Origin of the sequence: Pseudomonas sp. IT-232MI5 (genome assembly GCF_949767845.1) — a bacterium.
Taxonomy (GTDB): Bacteria; Pseudomonadota; Gammaproteobacteria; order Pseudomonadales; family Pseudomonadaceae; genus Aquipseudomonas.
The window spans coordinates 1-13,779 of sequence record NZ_CATKQE010000005.1 but is presented as its reverse complement, the minus strand read 5'-3'; the positions used below and the strand labels follow the sequence as shown (position 1 = coordinate 13,779).

Sequence of the window (13,779 nt, the reverse complement as noted above, 5' to 3'; positions counted from 1 at the left end):
TTATACCTTGTGCCTTATAAAGGCGTGGTGGATACACCCGCCGCAGCGTAGTTTTGGAAACTGTTCATCTGCTTGGCTATCTGCGAAATCTTGCTTGCGTAGTTCGGGTCGGTGGCGTAACCGGCCTTTTGCAACTCGCGTACAAACTGTTCTGGGTTATCGGCAGACTTCACGACATCTTGATAGCGATTATTGCTCTGCAGCAAAGTCACCAGATCGTGGAAGCTGTCCTTGTACGAGGCGTAGGAACGGAACTCGGCCGTCTCCTTGACCATCTCGCCATTACGGAACTCGCTGGTGATCGCGCGGGCCGAATCGCCCTTCCAGTTGCTGCTCGCCTTGATGCCGAACAGGTTGTGGCTGCTACTGCCATCCTGGGCGCGCATGACCGACTTGCCCCAACCGGTTTCCAGCGCCGCTTGCGCCACCAGATAACGCGGATCGACGCCGATGCGGTCGGCCGCTTCCTTGGCCATCGGCAGCATGGTGTTGACGAATTCGTCGGCGGAACTGAAGGCTTTCTTCGCCGGCGCCAACGGGATCTGCGCCATGGCGCGACCGTAAATCTGCATCTGCCCGCCGGAGGCTTTTTCGCCCTCGGCGCGTGCCAGCCAGTCGCCGTTGTACAGCGGGCCGGCGCCAGTGGTGGCCGCGGTAGTCGCGCGTTGCGGCAATTGCGTGGCCACTGCCGGCATAGCCGATGGCACCAGGCCTGCGAGCAAACGATCGGCCAGTTTCGGTGGCAGAGCCAGACGACGCTGATTGATCAGTTCCATGTCATTGCGATGAGCCAGTTGCGTGTTCGGCGCGCTCACCGAACGCGAAGCCCACAACGGACGCTCGCCATTGAGGCGCGACAACGGGCCGTTGGTAGCAACAGTGCCAGCGGCAACCGGTGTAACCACGGCCGCAGCTTTCGCCTTGGCCTCTTCCTGCTTGGCGGCGGACGCGGCCGCAGCCTCACCCGGCGCCAGCGGTTTGTTCTTCGACATCTGCCGCATCAGCACGTCGGCCAGACCGATACCACCGCCCTCGCGGGACATGGAAACCGCCAGTTGCTGGTCGTACATTTCCTGATACTGCTTGGCCGCCGGCGTGTTCAGCGGGTTGTCTTCACCCAAGGCGTTAGTCGCCGAGCGCATCGACTTGAGCATCTCGCCGAGGAACAGCGATTCGAATTCCTGCGCCACTTTGCGCAGGTTCGCATCGCTGTTCTTGTCGCCGACCTTGAGCTGGTTCAGGCGATTGAGGTCCGAGTAGGAACCCGAATCGCTACTGCTGACCAGACCGCTTTTGCGCATATCCATAAGGGTTGGCCTCAGATCACGATCAGGTCGGCTTGCAACGCGCCGGCCTGCTTCAAGGCTTCGAGAATGGCCATCAAGTCACCCGGTGCCGCGCCGACCTGGTTCACCGCCCGCACGATCTCGTCGAGGGTGGTGCCCGGGCCGAACTTGAACATCGGTTTGGCTTCCTGCTCGGCATTCACCCGCGAGCGTGGCACGACAGCGGTCTGGCCATTGGATAGCGGGCCGGGCTGGCTGACAATCGGGTCTTCGGTGATGGTCACGGTCAGGCTGCCGTGGGTCACGGCGGCTGGCGACACTTTCACGTTCTGGCCGATGACGATGGTACCGGTACGCGAGTTGATGATGACTTTCGCCACCGCCTGACCCGGATCGACTTCGAGGTTTTCCAGGATCGACAAGTAGTCGACGCGCTGGCTTGGATCGAGCGGTGCGGTGACGCGGATCGAACCACCGTCGATGGCTTGCGCAACGCCAGGGCCGAGCATGTCGTTGATCTTGTCGACGATACGTTTGGCGGTGGTGAAGTCGGAACGGTTGAGGTTCAGCGTCAGGCTGTTGCCCTGGTTGAAACCGCTCGGCACCGAGCGCTCTACCGAGGCACCGCCCGGAATGCGACCAGCCGACGGAACGTTGACGGTGATCTTCGATCCGTCACGGCCCTCTGCGTCGAAACCGCCGACCACGAGGTTACCCTGAGCAACTGCGTAGACGTTGCCGTCGATACCCTTGAGCGGGGTCAGCAACAGCGTACCGCCGCGCAAGCTCTTGGAGTTACCGATCGAGGACACGGTAATGTCGACCTGCTGACCGGGCTTGGCGAACGCCGGCAAGTCGGCACTGATCGACACCGCCGCGACGTTTTTCAACTGCACGTTGCCCGATCCCGGCGGCACTTTGATGCCGAACTGCGAGAGCATGTTGTTGAAGGTCTGCAGGGTGAACGGGGTTTGCGTCGTCTGGTCGCCGGTGCCGTTAAGCCCGACCACCAGGCCGTAACCGATCAACTGGTTGGAACGCACGCCGGAAATGCTGGCGATATCTTTCAGCCGCTCGGCGTGGGCACCAAAAGCGGCGGACATCAGGGTCGCCGCCAGCATGAAGCTTTTCAGATTCAACGTAGCCACCTAGAAAGGGAACAGCGGGCTGAGGAAGAAACGGTCGAACCAGCCTGGCTGACTCGTATCGGCAAATGCGCCGGTACCCGAGTAGGTGATGCGTGCATCGGCGACCCGGGTCGACGACACGGTGTTGTCCGTGGCGATGTCATCGGCGCGCACCAGGCCGGCGATGCGCACCAGTTCGTCACCGGTGTTCAGCGTCAGCCACTTCTCGCCGCGCACGGCGATGATGCCGTTGGGCAGCACGTCAGCGACGGTTACGGTGATCGAACCGGTCAGGCTGTTGCTCTGCCCGGACTTGGCGTCGCCCTTGGTCGAACGGTCAGCGCTATAGCCGGCGTTCAGACTCAGGTCACCGCCACCAATCGGGTTGTTGGTGGTCAGGCTGGAGCCGAACAACGAAGTCAGACCGACACTGTTATCGCTGTTCTTGTCCATCTGCGAGTTGGCGTTCTTGCTCGCCTGTGTGCGCTCGTTCAGGGTGATGGTGATGATGTCACCGACCCGGAAAGCCTTGCGATCGCTGTACAGGTTCTGCTCGAAGCCAGCCTGATAAATCGAGCCGTTGTTGGCCGCAGCCGGCAACGGTGTACGCGGCAACACCGGGGCGTAGTAAGGGTCATTGGGCTTGGGCGTCGGGGCGACGCAGCCCGCGAGCGAGACGACCCCACTCAATGCCAGAACAGATACAAAGCGATTCATGACCCTACCTCACGGTGTTGCAGGCGACCTCATGGCCGCCTCATAGACTTGATTACAGATTCTGCGTTACGAACGAGAGCATCTGGTCAGCGGTGGAGATCACCTTGGAGTTCATCTCGTAAGCGCGCTGAGTGGTGATCATGTTGACCATCTCCTCAACGGTGCTGACGTTGGAGGTTTCCAGGGTGTTCTGCAGGGTGGTACCGAAACCGGCCAGACCCGGGGTGCCGACTTGCGGCGCGCCGGAAGCGGCGGTTTCCAGGAACAGGTTGTTACCCACGGCTTGCAGACCGGCCGGGTTGATGAAGTCAGCGGTTTGCAGGTTGCCGATCACCTGCGACGCGGCGTTGCCAGCGACAGTGATGGACACCGTGCCGTCACGGCCGACGGTGAAGGTCTGGGCATCGTTCGGAATGACGATGGCCGGTTCCAGAGCGAAACCACTGGCGTTAACAATCTGGCCATTGGAATCGAGGTGGAAGGTACCGTCACGGGTGTACGACGTGGTGCCGTCCGGCTGCAGAATCTGGAAGAAACCGCGACCGTCGATGGCCATGTCCAGCGGCTGCTCGGTGGTTTGCAGGCTACCGGCGGTGAAGTTTTTCTGGGTGCCGACGATGCGCACACCGGTACCCAGTTGCAGACCCGACGGCAGTTCGCTGTCCTGGGTCGACTGGGCGCCTGGTTGACGCTTGATCTGATAGAGCAAGTCCTGGAACTCGGCGCGATCACGTTTGAAACCCGTGGTCGACACGTTTGCCAGGTTGTTGGAAATGGTGGTCAGGTTGGTGTCCTGGGCGGACAGACCGGTTTTGGCAACCCATAGAGCCGGAAGCATTCGATTCTCCTCGTGCGCCTGTTTTACGGCGCGACGTTCTGATAATTAGCTGATCTGCAAGACCCGAGCCATGGCCTGGTCGTCGTCTTTGGCGGTGTTCATCATTTTGACGTGCAACTCGAACTGCTTGGCCAGGGCCAGCACCGAGGTCATCTCTTCAACGGCGTTGACGTTGCTCGACTCAAGGAAACCCGACACCAGTTTGACGTTGGCATCGGCCGGCGCAGGCTGGCCGTCCTTGGTGTAGATCGAGCCGTCGAGGCCCTTGTTCATGTTCTTGATGTCCGGGTTGACCAGTTTGATCCGGTCGACTTCCGCCATGACGCGCGGGCCTTCGCCCATCGCACGAATACTGATGGTGCCGTCTTCACCGACTTCGATCTGCTGCTCGGGCGGCACGGCGATCGGACCGCCGTTGCCGATCACCGGCATGCCGTTGCCGGCGCGCAGCACGCCGAGGGCGTCGACATTGAGGCTGCCGGTGCGCACGTAGCTTTCGCCGCCGTTAGGGTTCTGCACGGCAATGAAACCATTGCCGGTCACCGCGACGTCGAGGTCGCGGCCGGTCTGCACCAGCGAGCCCGGGGTGAAGTCGGTGGCAGGCCGTTCGCTCATGGCAAACGCACGCGCCGGAAAGCTGTCACCGAACACCGGCATCGAACGCGCCTGCTCCAGGTCGCGCTGAAAACCGTTGGTGGAGATGTTCGCCAGGTTGTTGGCATGCGCCTTTTGCGCCAGCGCATTCTGGCTGGCGCCGGTCATTGCCACATAAAGGTACTTGTCCACACTCTTTCCTCTGCATGCCGGACGTTTGCCGCCCACCGCTGTACTGCTGAGCCATAAGCAATTTGCAGACCAACTTTTTTCTGGCGCACAAAGGCCCGGTAAACAAAGGACTTGGGGGATGGCGAGAGGAAATTTGAAATGTATCGAAGTCGAAAAACCGGCGGTGTTATGCCGCTTGGCGGCAAAAGATCAAAAGATCGCAGCGTGCCGCAGCTCCTACATTTGAAATGCGTATTCCTGTAGGAGCTGCCGAAGGCTGCGATCTTTTGATCTTAAGCTTCGGGATCTTTGCCGACCTCATATTCACGCAGCTTGTTGGCAATCGTGGTGTGCGAAACCCCCAGCCGCTTACCCAACTGCCGACTGCTCGGATGCTCGGAATACAGCCGCTCCAGCACTGCTTTCTCGAAGCGCCCGACAATCTCGTCCAGCCCACCCTCCAGCGAGAAATCGCCAAGCGGCTGACGCACGCCGTAATCCGGCAGACGAATATGCTCAGCTTTCACCGTGCCGCCATCGCACAGTGAAACTGCCTGGAACAAAACGTTTTCCAACTGCCGCACGTTGCCCGGCCAGTGGTAATGACTGAGGCGATCCATCGCCGCCGGCGCCAGTTTCGGCAGCGAGCAGCCGATCTGCCGACTGGCCTGATCAAGAAAATGCTCTACCAGTGGGGTTAACCCGTCGAGGCATTCGCGCAGCGGCGGGATGTGCAAGGAGAGCACGTTCAAGCGGTGATACAAATCCTGGCGAAACTCGCCCCGTGCGCAAAGCTCGGACAAGTCCACCTGGGTGGCGCAGATCACCCGCACATCCAGATAAACCTCCTCATCACTGCCGACCCGGCGGAAGCAACCGTCCTGCAGAAAACGCAGCAACTTCACCTGCAAGCGCGGACTCATTTCACCGACACCGTCGAGAAACAGCGTGCCGCCCGCGGTCAACTCCAGCAGCCCGAGCTTGCCTTCGGCCCGTGCCCCTTCAAAAGCGCCAGGGCCATAACCGAACAACTCGGTCTCGGCCATCGACTCGGGCAGGCCGGCGCAGTTAAGCGCCATCAACGGCGACTGCCCGCGCGGACTGGCGAGGTGGCAGGCACGCGCCAGCAACTCCTTACCGGTGCCGGTTTCGCCTTCAATCAATAGCGGCGCATCCAGTGGTGCCATACGCCGCGCTTCCCGCACCACGGCGGCCATGACTTTCGAACTCTGGAAGATGCTGTCGAAGCCACGCAACTCTTGCTTGCGCACGTTGTAGATGCGCTCGCCAACGCGATCGGCGCGATGCAAGGTCAGCACGGCACCGGCCATCGCTTCACTGTCGTCGTGCTCCGATTGCAGCGGTGCGATGTCGGCCAGAAAGATGTCGCCCTTGACCTTGACCCGCATGCCATTGATTCGCGATTTATTCGCGCGCACCAGTTCCGGCAAGTCGAAATCTTCGGCGTAGCGCGACAACGGAATCCCCGGCACCTCATCAACGCGCACACCGAGCAACTGCGCCGCCGCGCGGTTGGCCGCGACGATCGAGCCACCCATGTCGATCGACAACACCGGAAACTCCAGTGCGCCGAGCAGCGCATTCAACTCCATGTGCCGTCGTTCGCTGGGCATCAGCCCTACCCGCTTGACGCCAAACACCCCGGCGATCGCTTCGAACTTGGGGCGCAGCGCTTGAAACTGAATATTGATCAGGTTCGGACAGTGCAGGTAGATCGCATTGCCATGCTCGCCACCGACCTCGCCGCGCGCGACGTTGATCCCATAGGCAACCAGCAGGTTGAGAATGTCGCGCAGGATGCCGATGCGGTTCTGGCAGTGGACTTTGATGCGCATATAAATCGCCCGAATAAACGATGAGAAACCTGTAGGAGTGAGCCTGCTCGCGATGGCTTTGGGTCAGTTGGTATTGATGCTGACTGATACACCGCTATCGCGAGCAGGCTCATTCCTACAGGGGACCGCGCCAGACTTTTCTATGGTGGCACGCAGATAGTTGTCAAGATTATGTGACAGCCATCGGCCTTTTCAAACCCGTGAATCACCGTAAAAGCGAGATATCCGCCAAACCGTAACGATAACTTTACGAATTAAAGAGAAATTTCCTACGCGCAGGCCATTCAACCTGCTGCACATCAACCCGCTCTCAGGTAATTCTGAATCCATCGCTGGACATAACAAGAACGAATTCCCCTAGCAGGAGAGCAGTATGAAGCAGACGCAATACGTGGCCCGCGAGCCCGATGCGCAAGGTTTTATCGACTACCCCGCCGAAGAACATGCGGTGTGGAACACGCTGATCACTCGCCAGCTAAAAGTGATCGAAGGGCGTGCCTGCCAGGAATACCTGGACGGTATCGAAAAACTCGGTCTGCCCCACGACCGCATTCCGCAACTCGGCGAGATCAACAAGGTGCTCGGCGAGACCACCGGTTGGCAGGTCGCCCGCGTTCCGGCGCTGATCCCCTTCCAGACGTTTTTTGAACTGCTGGCCAGCAAGCAATTTCCGGTCGCTACATTCATTCGTACCCGCGAAGAGCTGGACTACCTGCAAGAGCCGGATATTTTCCACGAGATCTTTGGTCACTGCCCGCTGCTGACCAACCCGTATTTCGCCGAATTCACCCACACCTACGGCAAACTCGGTTTGCAGGCCACCAAGGAAGAACGCGTTTATCTAGCGCGTCTGTACTGGATGACCATCGAGTTCGGCCTGGTCGACACCCCACAAGGCAAACGCATCTACGGCGGCGGCATCCTGTCCTCACCGAAAGAAACCGTTTACTCGCTGTCGGACGAACCCGAGCATCAAGCCTTCGATCCGCTCGAAGCCATGCGCACGCCATATCGCATCGACATCCTGCAACCGCTGTACTTTGTCCTGCCGAACCTCAAGCGTCTGTTCGATGTGGCCCATGAAGACATCATGGCCATGGTTCGCCAAGGCATGCAGCTGGGTCTGCACGCACCGAAATTTCCGCCGAAACCGAAAGCCGCGTGAACCGCGACTTTTGCTGACAATTGAGCCTGTCAGTCGCCGCCACTTTGGTTTAGCGTGACGGCATTGACAGCTCAAACGCTTTAATAAAAAAAACACACTCGATTTCAGGAATACACCATGTCGACTTTGAACCAAGCCCACTGCGAAGCCTGCCGCGCCGATGCGCCACAAGTCAGCGACGAAGAACTGCCGATCCTGATCAAGCAGATCCCTGACTGGAACATCGAAGTGCGCGACAGCATCATGCAACTGGAGAAGGTCTTCCTGTTCAAGAACTTCAAACACGCACTGGCCTTCACCAACGCTGTCGGCGAGATCTCCGAGGCCGAAGGTCATCACCCGGGCCTGCTGACCGAGTGGGGCAAAGTCACCGTGACCTGGTGGAGCCACTCGATCAAAGGCCTGCACCGCAACGACTTCATCATGGCCGCGCGTACTGACGAAGTGGCCAAGACCGCAGAAGGACGCAAGTAATGCATTTTGACGCCATCGGCCGGGTACCCGGCGACCCGATCCTCGGCTTGATGGAGGCGTATGCGCAGGACAGCAACCCGCGCAAATTCGACTTGGGCGTTGGCGTCTACAAGGACGCTCAGGGCCTGACGCCGATCCCGGAAGCGGTGAAAATCGCCGAAGCGCGGCTGGTCGAAAGCCAGGACACCAAGACCTACATCGGTGGCCACGGCAACCCGCTGTTCGGCAAAGTCATCAATGAGCTGGTGCTCGGCGCCGACTCGAAGCTGATCGCCGAACAGCGTGCCGGCGCTACTCAGACCCCGGGCGGCACCGGTGCCCTGCGTCTGGCCGCCGACTTCATCGCCCAATGCCTGCCGGGCAAAGGCGTGTGGCTGAGCAACCCGACCTGGCCGATCCACGAAACGATTTTCGCCACGGCCGGGGTCAAGGTCAGTCACTACCCGTACGTGGGCAGTGACAACCGCCTCGACGTCGACGCCATGCTCGCTGTGCTCAATGAAGTGCCGAACGGTGATGTGGTGTTGCTGCACGCGTGCTGCCACAACCCGACCGGTTTTGACTTGAGCCATGATGACTGGCAGCGTGTACTGGACGTGGTGCGCAGCCGCAATCTGCTGCCACTGATCGACTTTGCCTACCAGGGCTTTGGCGATGGCTTGGAGCAGGATGCCTGGTCAACCCGCTTGTTCGCGGCAGAAGTGCCAGAGTTGCTGATCACCAGTTCCTGCTCTAAGAACTTCGGTTTGTACCGCGACCGTACCGGTGCGCTGATCGTCTGCGCGAAAACCGCCGACAAGCTCATCGACATCCGCAGCCAACTGGCCAACATCGCTCGCAACCTGTGGTCGACGCCGCCAGATCACGGCGCGGCAGTGGTCGCGACCATCCTCGCCGATCCAGAACTGAAAGCCCGTTGGGCCGATGAAGTGGAAGCCATGCGCCTGCGCATTGCGCAACTGCGCAGCGGCCTGGTTGAAGCGCTGGAACCGCACGGCTTGCGTGAACGTTTTGCGCACATTGGTGTGCAACGCGGGATGTTCTCTTACACCGGGCTGTCGCCGGAGCAAGTGAAACAACTGCGTGAGCATCACAGCGTGTACATGGTCAGCTCGGGCCGGGCGAACGTTGCCGGTATCGACGCTACGCGCCTCGCCTTGCTGGCCGAAGCCATCGCCAACGTCTGCAAATAATCCCTCCCATTGCTCGCTCCCACGCTCCGCGTGGGAATGCAGCCCGGGACGCTCTGCGTCCCAACAGCGGACGCAGAGCGTCCATTGAGGCATTCCCACGCAGAGCGTTGGAACAATCAATCTCTCGTCTGGGCCTCCCCTGCGGCCATCTGTCGCATTAATTTGAATTAAAAGTCTGATTGTCATTTTTCCTGCTGTATCCTGCGCAGGCTTTCAAGAAGCGCGGATCTACCAGATCTATCAACAGACTTAGCGAGGAGCGCAACCATGCACGAGATTCCTAATCTCCCCTTCCCAAGCCTGCACGTACCTGAGCAGACGACCACGCAACAAGCCGGCGCGGGGCAACCCGAGCCGAAAGAAGCCGTTGAGAGCCGCCCGGCCGACAACGAAGAGTAAGACCCGTCGTACAGACCGTGTGGAAAGCGCTAACATGCGCTTTCCACACTGCCTGAACCCCGAGCCCGCCATGACCGACGAATTCTCCGAAAGCCAAGCTGCCGTACTGATCGGCGCGACCGAGAAAATGATCGAGATCTGGAACCGTCTCTCGCCCGAGAAACAAGCCGCCCTGCTCGCCCGTTTCGGCACAGAGGAAAACGCTCTGGCCGCGCTGGTCACCACGCAACTGGTTGCCCCCGCCAAACCTTGATGTCGCCATCCAGCAAATAGTTTTACTTTTCCCGCCCCAGATCCGTCGGCGTCGGTATCATAAGCAGCCTATCTAATCTGCCGTTCCCGTGGATCGTTACCCATGTCGTCCTCTATGCCAGAACCCCAGCGCCCCCTGGCGGTCACGCTGCAAGTCGTTTCCATCGTCCTCTTCACCTTTATCGGTTACCTGAACATCGGCATTCCGCTCGCGGTGTTGCCGGGTTATGTCCACAGTGACCTGGGCTTTGGCGCGGTGATTGCCGGTCTGGTGATCAGCGTGCAATACCTCGCCACCCTGCTCAGCCGCCCGTACGCCGGCAAGATCATCGACAACCAGGGCAGCAAACGCGCGGTGATGATTGGCCTCGCCGGGTGTGGCTTGAGCGGTGTGTTCATGCTGATTTCGGCTTGGACACCGTGCATGCCGATGCTCAGTTTGATCAGTCTGTTGATCGGTCGACTGGTGCTGGGCAGCGCGGAAAGCCTCGTCGGTTCCGGCTCGATCGGCTGGGGCATCGGTCGCGTCGGCGCAGCAAACACCGCCAAGGTGATTTCCTGGAACGGTATCGCCAGTTATGGCGCACTCGCGGTCGGCGCACCGTTCGGTGTGTGGCTGGTCAGCCAGTTGGGTCTGTGGAGCATGGGCGTCAGCATCATCCTGCTCGCCGCGCTGGGCCTGTTGCTGGCCTGGCCAAAAACGCCGGCACCGATTGTCGCCGGCGAACGCCTGCCGTTCATGCATGTGCTCGGTAAAGTGTTTCCCCATGGCTGCGGTCTGGCGCTGGGCTCGATCGGCTTCGGCACCATCGCCACCTTCATCACCCTGTATTACGCGACTCAACATTGGGACAACGCCGTGCTGTGCCTGAGCCTGTTCGGCGCCAGCTTCATCGGCGCGCGGCTGTTGTTCGGCAACCTGATCAACCGCCTCGGCGGCTTTCGCGTGGCGATTGCCTGTTTGTCGGTGGAAACCCTTGGTCTGCTGCTGTTGTGGCTGGCGCCGGACGCGCACTGGGCGCTGGCCGGTGCGGCGTTGAGCGGGTTTGGTTTCTCGCTGGTGTTCCCGGCGCTGGGCGTGGAAGCGGTGAATCTGGTGCCCGCATCCAGCCGTGGCGCAGCGGTCGGCGCCTATTCGCTGTTCATCGACTTGTCGCTGGGGATCACCGGGCCGCTGGCCGGGGCGATTGCGGCAGGCTTCGGTTTTGCCTCGATCTTCCTCTTCGCCGCCCTCGCCGCGCTAAGCGGATTGGCACTGAGCGTGTATCTGTACAAGCACACCGCCAAGTATCGCGAAGACTAGAAGTCCACTTTGCCGCGCCCGGCCTTGATGCTGCCGCGCTTGGTTTTCGATTCGAGTCGACGCTTCTTTGAGCCGAGGGTCGGCTTGGTCGGGCGGCGTTTCTTTTCGACTTTGGTGGCGCTGAGAATCAGCTCGACCAGACGCTCCAGCGCATCGGCGCGGTTGGCTTCCTGCGTGCGGTATTGCTGGGCCTTGATGATCAACACGCCGTCGCTGGTGATGCGACTGTCACGCAGCGCCAGCAACCGCTCCTTATAGAACTCGGGCAACGACGAGGCCGGTATGTCGAAGCGCAAGTGCATGGCGCTGGAGACCTTGTTGACGTTCTGCCCACCGGCGCCTTGCGCGCGGATGGCGGTCAGTTCGATCTCGGCATCCGGCAGATGCACGTTGTTGGAAATCACCAGCATGGAAAAGCGTCCGTAATCAGAACGCGCAGGATACCGCGAAACAGACCTCGAACCTGCTGAAGATCCACTGCCGGCCTTCCCCTGTTCGCGATGAAGCCAAAGCAATCGCCATCGATTTGTCAGAAATCGATCAGCCGCCCAAGTGCGCAACTTCTTGCGCACCTGTCGTCAAAAAAACGCCCGTCAATAGTCTCCAGCCCATGTCACACGGGCCCTGTAGCCGAGTGCGCAAGAAGTTGCACAGCACTGCGCAACTTCTTGCGCACTTTGAGACGGTTTCCCACAGCAAAAATCGATTTATCCCGCAGTCATCCGGCGCAAACCCTTGCTGCGTAATGGCCATATAGTGGCTGGCACGGATTTTGATATCAAATCGGCACTAACGCCTGCTGAACGCAGGCAGGAAAGACAGGATTGCTCGCCGAGCCAGCCATCCTCGGTCAAAGGAATGACGCAATGAAAGACGCAATTCGCTTGGGCGACTCCACCACTCACGGTGGCAAAGTCCTCGAAGCCTTCTCCCGCACCGACCTCAACGGCAAGCCGATTGCCGGGGTCGGGCACAAGGTCAGCTGCCCGTTGTGCAAAGGGGTTTTCCCGATTGCCGAGGGCAGCAGCACCTATACCGTCGATGGCACCCCTATCGCACTGGACGGCATGAAAACCGCCTGCGGCGCCGCACTGATCGCCAGTGGCCCGAAAGGCGCTGTCGTCAGCTAATTCCGTTTTTTCACTTTGATGCGTACCTCTGAGAGGCGGCTTTTTCTCGCCCGCTCGTTGAGGTCTTCAATTTTTGCCCGCGAAGCCCGGACCTTGTCGCCGGGTGAGATGACGTAATGACCACTGAAACTGCTGTCGCAAAACGTGAGCCCCAAGCTGCCATCGTTCCACTCAATGCCATCGACGTTCAGGACGTCGCCAGCAGTGCAGCGGCTTTCGATGCCTGGCTGCAATCCGCCACCGATGGTGTGGTTACGCTTGACCGGATCAAGAACTACGCCGGTTTCTTGCCGGTGGTCGGCAACATCATGGCACTGGTCGATGCGCTGAGTGACATTGTCACCCTGTCGGACGCCAAGCAACGCGACTTGCTCACCTGGGCCAGCCTTGGCATCAACCTGATCGGCGTCTTGCCGTTGCCGCCGTCGATGGCAGCGGCGCGCATGACCCTGCGGCCGACGCTGTTTCTGGTACGTCAGGAGATGAGGGCCAGCGGCAAGTTGTTGCTCAGCACTTCCGTGATCGAGGTGCTGGTCGGTCACCTGAATGCCTCGATCATCGGCACCCTCGATGACTTTGTTGAGCAAGCCAAAGGCAAGTTACCGGGGATTCTGGCGGACGCTGGCAAGCTCAGCGAACAAATCATCAACGAGATTGCCACCGGTATCGAAACAACAGCCCTTGGCCGGCTGGATGCCAAGGGTGATCTGGAGGAAGCCAGCGCAAGAGCAAGCGTCGGGCGCGGCCAACTGCTCAACGACCCCCTCGCGACGGCCGACAACTTTTTAGCGGCCGCCAACAGCGCCTTGAAAGCGGCAGGCAAAGGGATGGTCAACAGCGTCGCGCAGAATCTGCTGCCAAACGATCTCCAGAAACAGATCACCACCGAGACCGGCAAACTGCGCGCGATGGGCCCGGAACTGTGCACGCAGTTGAGCAAGCTCGACGATAAAAATGTGCAGAACTCCATCGGCTGGCTGCTGCAGATCCTCTCCAGCGCCGTGACCCTGTGGCGCAAGCGCAATGCCCATGGCCAGAACGCCGCGGTCCATACGGAGAAGACCGGTAAGGCCACCCACACGGCAGCGGAAGGCGAATTGGGTGTTAACAACAAGCAAGCCCCAGCGAAAAGCGCGCCCAATCCGGAGAAAGGTCCCTGTAAATGCGCCACTGAATACAGCATCAACTTTGCCCTGGGTTCGGAAAGCCTCAGTCATACCGATTTCAGCCTGCCCGGCCCCTTCCCGATCGAATGGACGCGCACCTACAACTCG

15 protein-coding genes are annotated in these 13,779 nt (G+C 60.0%); 8 read left to right on the top strand and 7 right to left on the bottom strand.

All coding sequences use genetic code 11. The features are described from left to right. Positions 1 to 14 precede the first annotated feature (14 nt). The 6 genes from flgJ to ACM6JQ_RS04850 all read right to left on the bottom strand — a co-directional run bounded on the left by flgJ (position 15) and on the right by ACM6JQ_RS04850 (position 6,589). Complete coding sequence (flgJ, locus tag ACM6JQ_RS04875; RefSeq protein ID WP_414893329.1) at positions 15 to 1,307, bottom strand: flagellar assembly peptidoglycan hydrolase FlgJ; 1,293 nt, start codon at positions 1,305 to 1,307, stop codon at positions 15 to 17. Between the two features lie 11 nt (positions 1,308 to 1,318). Further along, the gene (locus tag ACM6JQ_RS04870) at positions 1,319 to 2,407 is read right to left on the bottom strand and encodes a flagellar basal body P-ring protein FlgI (protein WP_042704956.1); all 1,089 of its coding nucleotides are present in this window, start codon (positions 2,405 to 2,407) and stop codon (positions 1,319 to 1,321) included. A 27-nt stretch (positions 2,408 to 2,434) separates the two neighbouring features. Continuing rightward, positions 2,435 to 3,130, bottom strand: coding sequence for a flagellar basal body L-ring protein FlgH (gene flgH, locus ACM6JQ_RS04865; RefSeq protein WP_007920116.1), 696 nt, complete (start codon positions 3,128 to 3,130; stop codon positions 2,435 to 2,437). A 52-nt stretch (positions 3,131 to 3,182) separates the two neighbouring features. Continuing rightward, the gene (gene flgG / locus ACM6JQ_RS04860) at positions 3,183 to 3,968 is read right to left on the bottom strand and encodes a flagellar basal-body rod protein FlgG (protein ID WP_007920118.1); all 786 of its coding nucleotides are present in this window, start codon (positions 3,966 to 3,968) and stop codon (positions 3,183 to 3,185) included. A gap of 45 nt (positions 3,969 to 4,013) precedes the next feature. Continuing rightward, positions 4,014 to 4,754, bottom strand: a complete 741-nt coding sequence (locus ACM6JQ_RS04855; RefSeq protein WP_007920119.1) for a flagellar basal body rod protein FlgF — start codon at positions 4,752 to 4,754, stop codon at positions 4,014 to 4,016. A gap of 272 nt (positions 4,755 to 5,026) precedes the next feature. Next, positions 5,027 to 6,589 (bottom strand): sigma-54-dependent phenylalanine hydroxylase transcriptional regulator PhhR, encoded by a 1,563-nt coding sequence (locus ACM6JQ_RS04850; protein WP_007920121.1) that lies wholly within the window; start codon positions 6,587 to 6,589, stop codon positions 5,027 to 5,029. 373 nt (positions 6,590 to 6,962) lie between these two features. Here ACM6JQ_RS04850 and phhA point away from each other — a divergent pair, with 373 nt between their 5' ends. The 6 genes from phhA (at position 6,963) to ACM6JQ_RS04820 (ending at position 11,375) form a co-directional block, all read left to right on the top strand. Continuing rightward, positions 6,963 to 7,754, top strand: a complete 792-nt coding sequence (gene phhA / locus ACM6JQ_RS04845; RefSeq protein WP_007920123.1) for a phenylalanine 4-monooxygenase — start codon at positions 6,963 to 6,965, stop codon at positions 7,752 to 7,754. A gap of 117 nt (positions 7,755 to 7,871) precedes the next feature. After that, positions 7,872 to 8,228, top strand: coding sequence for a 4a-hydroxytetrahydrobiopterin dehydratase (locus ACM6JQ_RS04840; RefSeq protein ID WP_003222798.1), 357 nt, complete (start codon positions 7,872 to 7,874; stop codon positions 8,226 to 8,228). Next, positions 8,228 to 9,421 carry an amino acid aminotransferase gene (locus ACM6JQ_RS04835; RefSeq protein ID WP_414893328.1) on the top strand — a complete coding sequence of 398 codons (1,194 nt, stop codon included), beginning with the start codon at positions 8,228 to 8,230 and terminating at the stop codon, positions 9,419 to 9,421. Before ACM6JQ_RS04840 ends, ACM6JQ_RS04835 begins: the two co-directional genes overlap by 1 nt. A 267-nt stretch (positions 9,422 to 9,688) precedes the next feature. Beyond that, positions 9,689 to 9,820, top strand: a complete 132-nt coding sequence (locus ACM6JQ_RS04830; protein WP_016987951.1) for a hypothetical protein — start codon at positions 9,689 to 9,691, stop codon at positions 9,818 to 9,820. A gap of 70 nt (positions 9,821 to 9,890) precedes the next feature. Continuing rightward, positions 9,891 to 10,073: a hypothetical protein gene (locus tag ACM6JQ_RS04825; RefSeq protein WP_042704957.1), complete on the top strand. Its 183-nt coding sequence runs from the start codon at positions 9,891 to 9,893 to the stop codon at positions 10,071 to 10,073. 114 nt (positions 10,074 to 10,187) lie between these two features. Further along, positions 10,188 to 11,375, top strand: a complete 1,188-nt coding sequence (locus tag ACM6JQ_RS04820) for an MFS transporter (RefSeq protein ID WP_414893377.1) — start codon at positions 10,188 to 10,190, stop codon at positions 11,373 to 11,375. On the opposite strand, the gene arfB is transcribed toward ACM6JQ_RS04820, so the two are convergent. Continuing rightward, entirely contained in the window at positions 11,372 to 11,785 is a 414-nt protein-coding gene (gene arfB, locus ACM6JQ_RS04815; RefSeq protein WP_007920134.1) for an alternative ribosome rescue aminoacyl-tRNA hydrolase ArfB, read from the bottom strand. The two genes, ACM6JQ_RS04820 and arfB, sit on opposite strands and share 4 nt — an antisense overlap. Before the next feature lie 456 nt (positions 11,786 to 12,241). Between arfB and ACM6JQ_RS04810 the strand changes: the two genes are divergently transcribed. Together ACM6JQ_RS04810 and ACM6JQ_RS04805 are read left to right on the top strand one after the other, a co-directional pair. Further along, positions 12,242 to 12,505 carry a PAAR domain-containing protein gene (locus tag ACM6JQ_RS04810; RefSeq protein WP_007920142.1) on the top strand — a complete coding sequence of 88 codons (264 nt, stop codon included), beginning with the start codon at positions 12,242 to 12,244 and terminating at the stop codon, positions 12,503 to 12,505. 116 nt (positions 12,506 to 12,621) lie between these two features. Then, a partial coding sequence (locus ACM6JQ_RS04805; RefSeq protein ID WP_414893327.1) for a DUF6531 domain-containing protein occupies positions 12,622 to 13,779 on the top strand: 1,158 nt, incomplete at its 3' end.

Excerpts from the sequence above, each read along its gene's own strand:
- ACM6JQ_RS04870 (WP_042704956.1), bottom strand. The coding sequence starts at position 2,407 with ATGCTGGCGGCGACCCTGATGTCCGCCGCTTTTGGTGCCCACGCCGAG.
- ACM6JQ_RS04840 (WP_003222798.1), top strand. The coding sequence starts at position 7,872 with ATGTCGACTTTGAACCAAGCCCACTGCGAAGCCTGCCGCGCCGATGCG.
- phhA (WP_007920123.1), top strand. The coding sequence starts at position 6,963 with ATGAAGCAGACGCAATACGTGGCCCGCGAGCCCGATGCGCAAGGTTTT.
- ACM6JQ_RS04825 (WP_042704957.1), top strand. The coding sequence starts at position 9,891 with ATGACCGACGAATTCTCCGAAAGCCAAGCTGCCGTACTGATCGGCGCG.
- ACM6JQ_RS04835 (WP_414893328.1), top strand. The coding sequence starts at position 8,228 with ATGCATTTTGACGCCATCGGCCGGGTACCCGGCGACCCGATCCTCGGC.
- flgH (WP_007920116.1), bottom strand. The coding sequence starts at position 3,130 with ATGAATCGCTTTGTATCTGTTCTGGCATTGAGTGGGGTCGTCTCGCTC.
- ACM6JQ_RS04850 (WP_007920121.1), bottom strand. The coding sequence starts at position 6,589 with ATGCGCATCAAAGTCCACTGCCAGAACCGCATCGGCATCCTGCGCGAC.
- ACM6JQ_RS04830 (WP_016987951.1), top strand. The coding sequence starts at position 9,689 with ATGCACGAGATTCCTAATCTCCCCTTCCCAAGCCTGCACGTACCTGAG.
- ACM6JQ_RS04820 (WP_414893377.1), top strand. The coding sequence starts at position 10,188 with ATGCCAGAACCCCAGCGCCCCCTGGCGGTCACGCTGCAAGTCGTTTCC.
- arfB (WP_007920134.1), bottom strand. The coding sequence starts at position 11,785 with ATGCTGGTGATTTCCAACAACGTGCATCTGCCGGATGCCGAGATCGAA.
- flgG (WP_007920118.1), bottom strand. The coding sequence starts at position 3,968 with ATGCTTCCGGCTCTATGGGTTGCCAAAACCGGTCTGTCCGCCCAGGAC.
- flgJ (WP_414893329.1), bottom strand. The coding sequence starts at position 1,307 with ATGGATATGCGCAAAAGCGGTCTGGTCAGCAGTAGCGATTCGGGTTCC.
- ACM6JQ_RS04810 (WP_007920142.1), top strand. The coding sequence starts at position 12,242 with ATGAAAGACGCAATTCGCTTGGGCGACTCCACCACTCACGGTGGCAAA.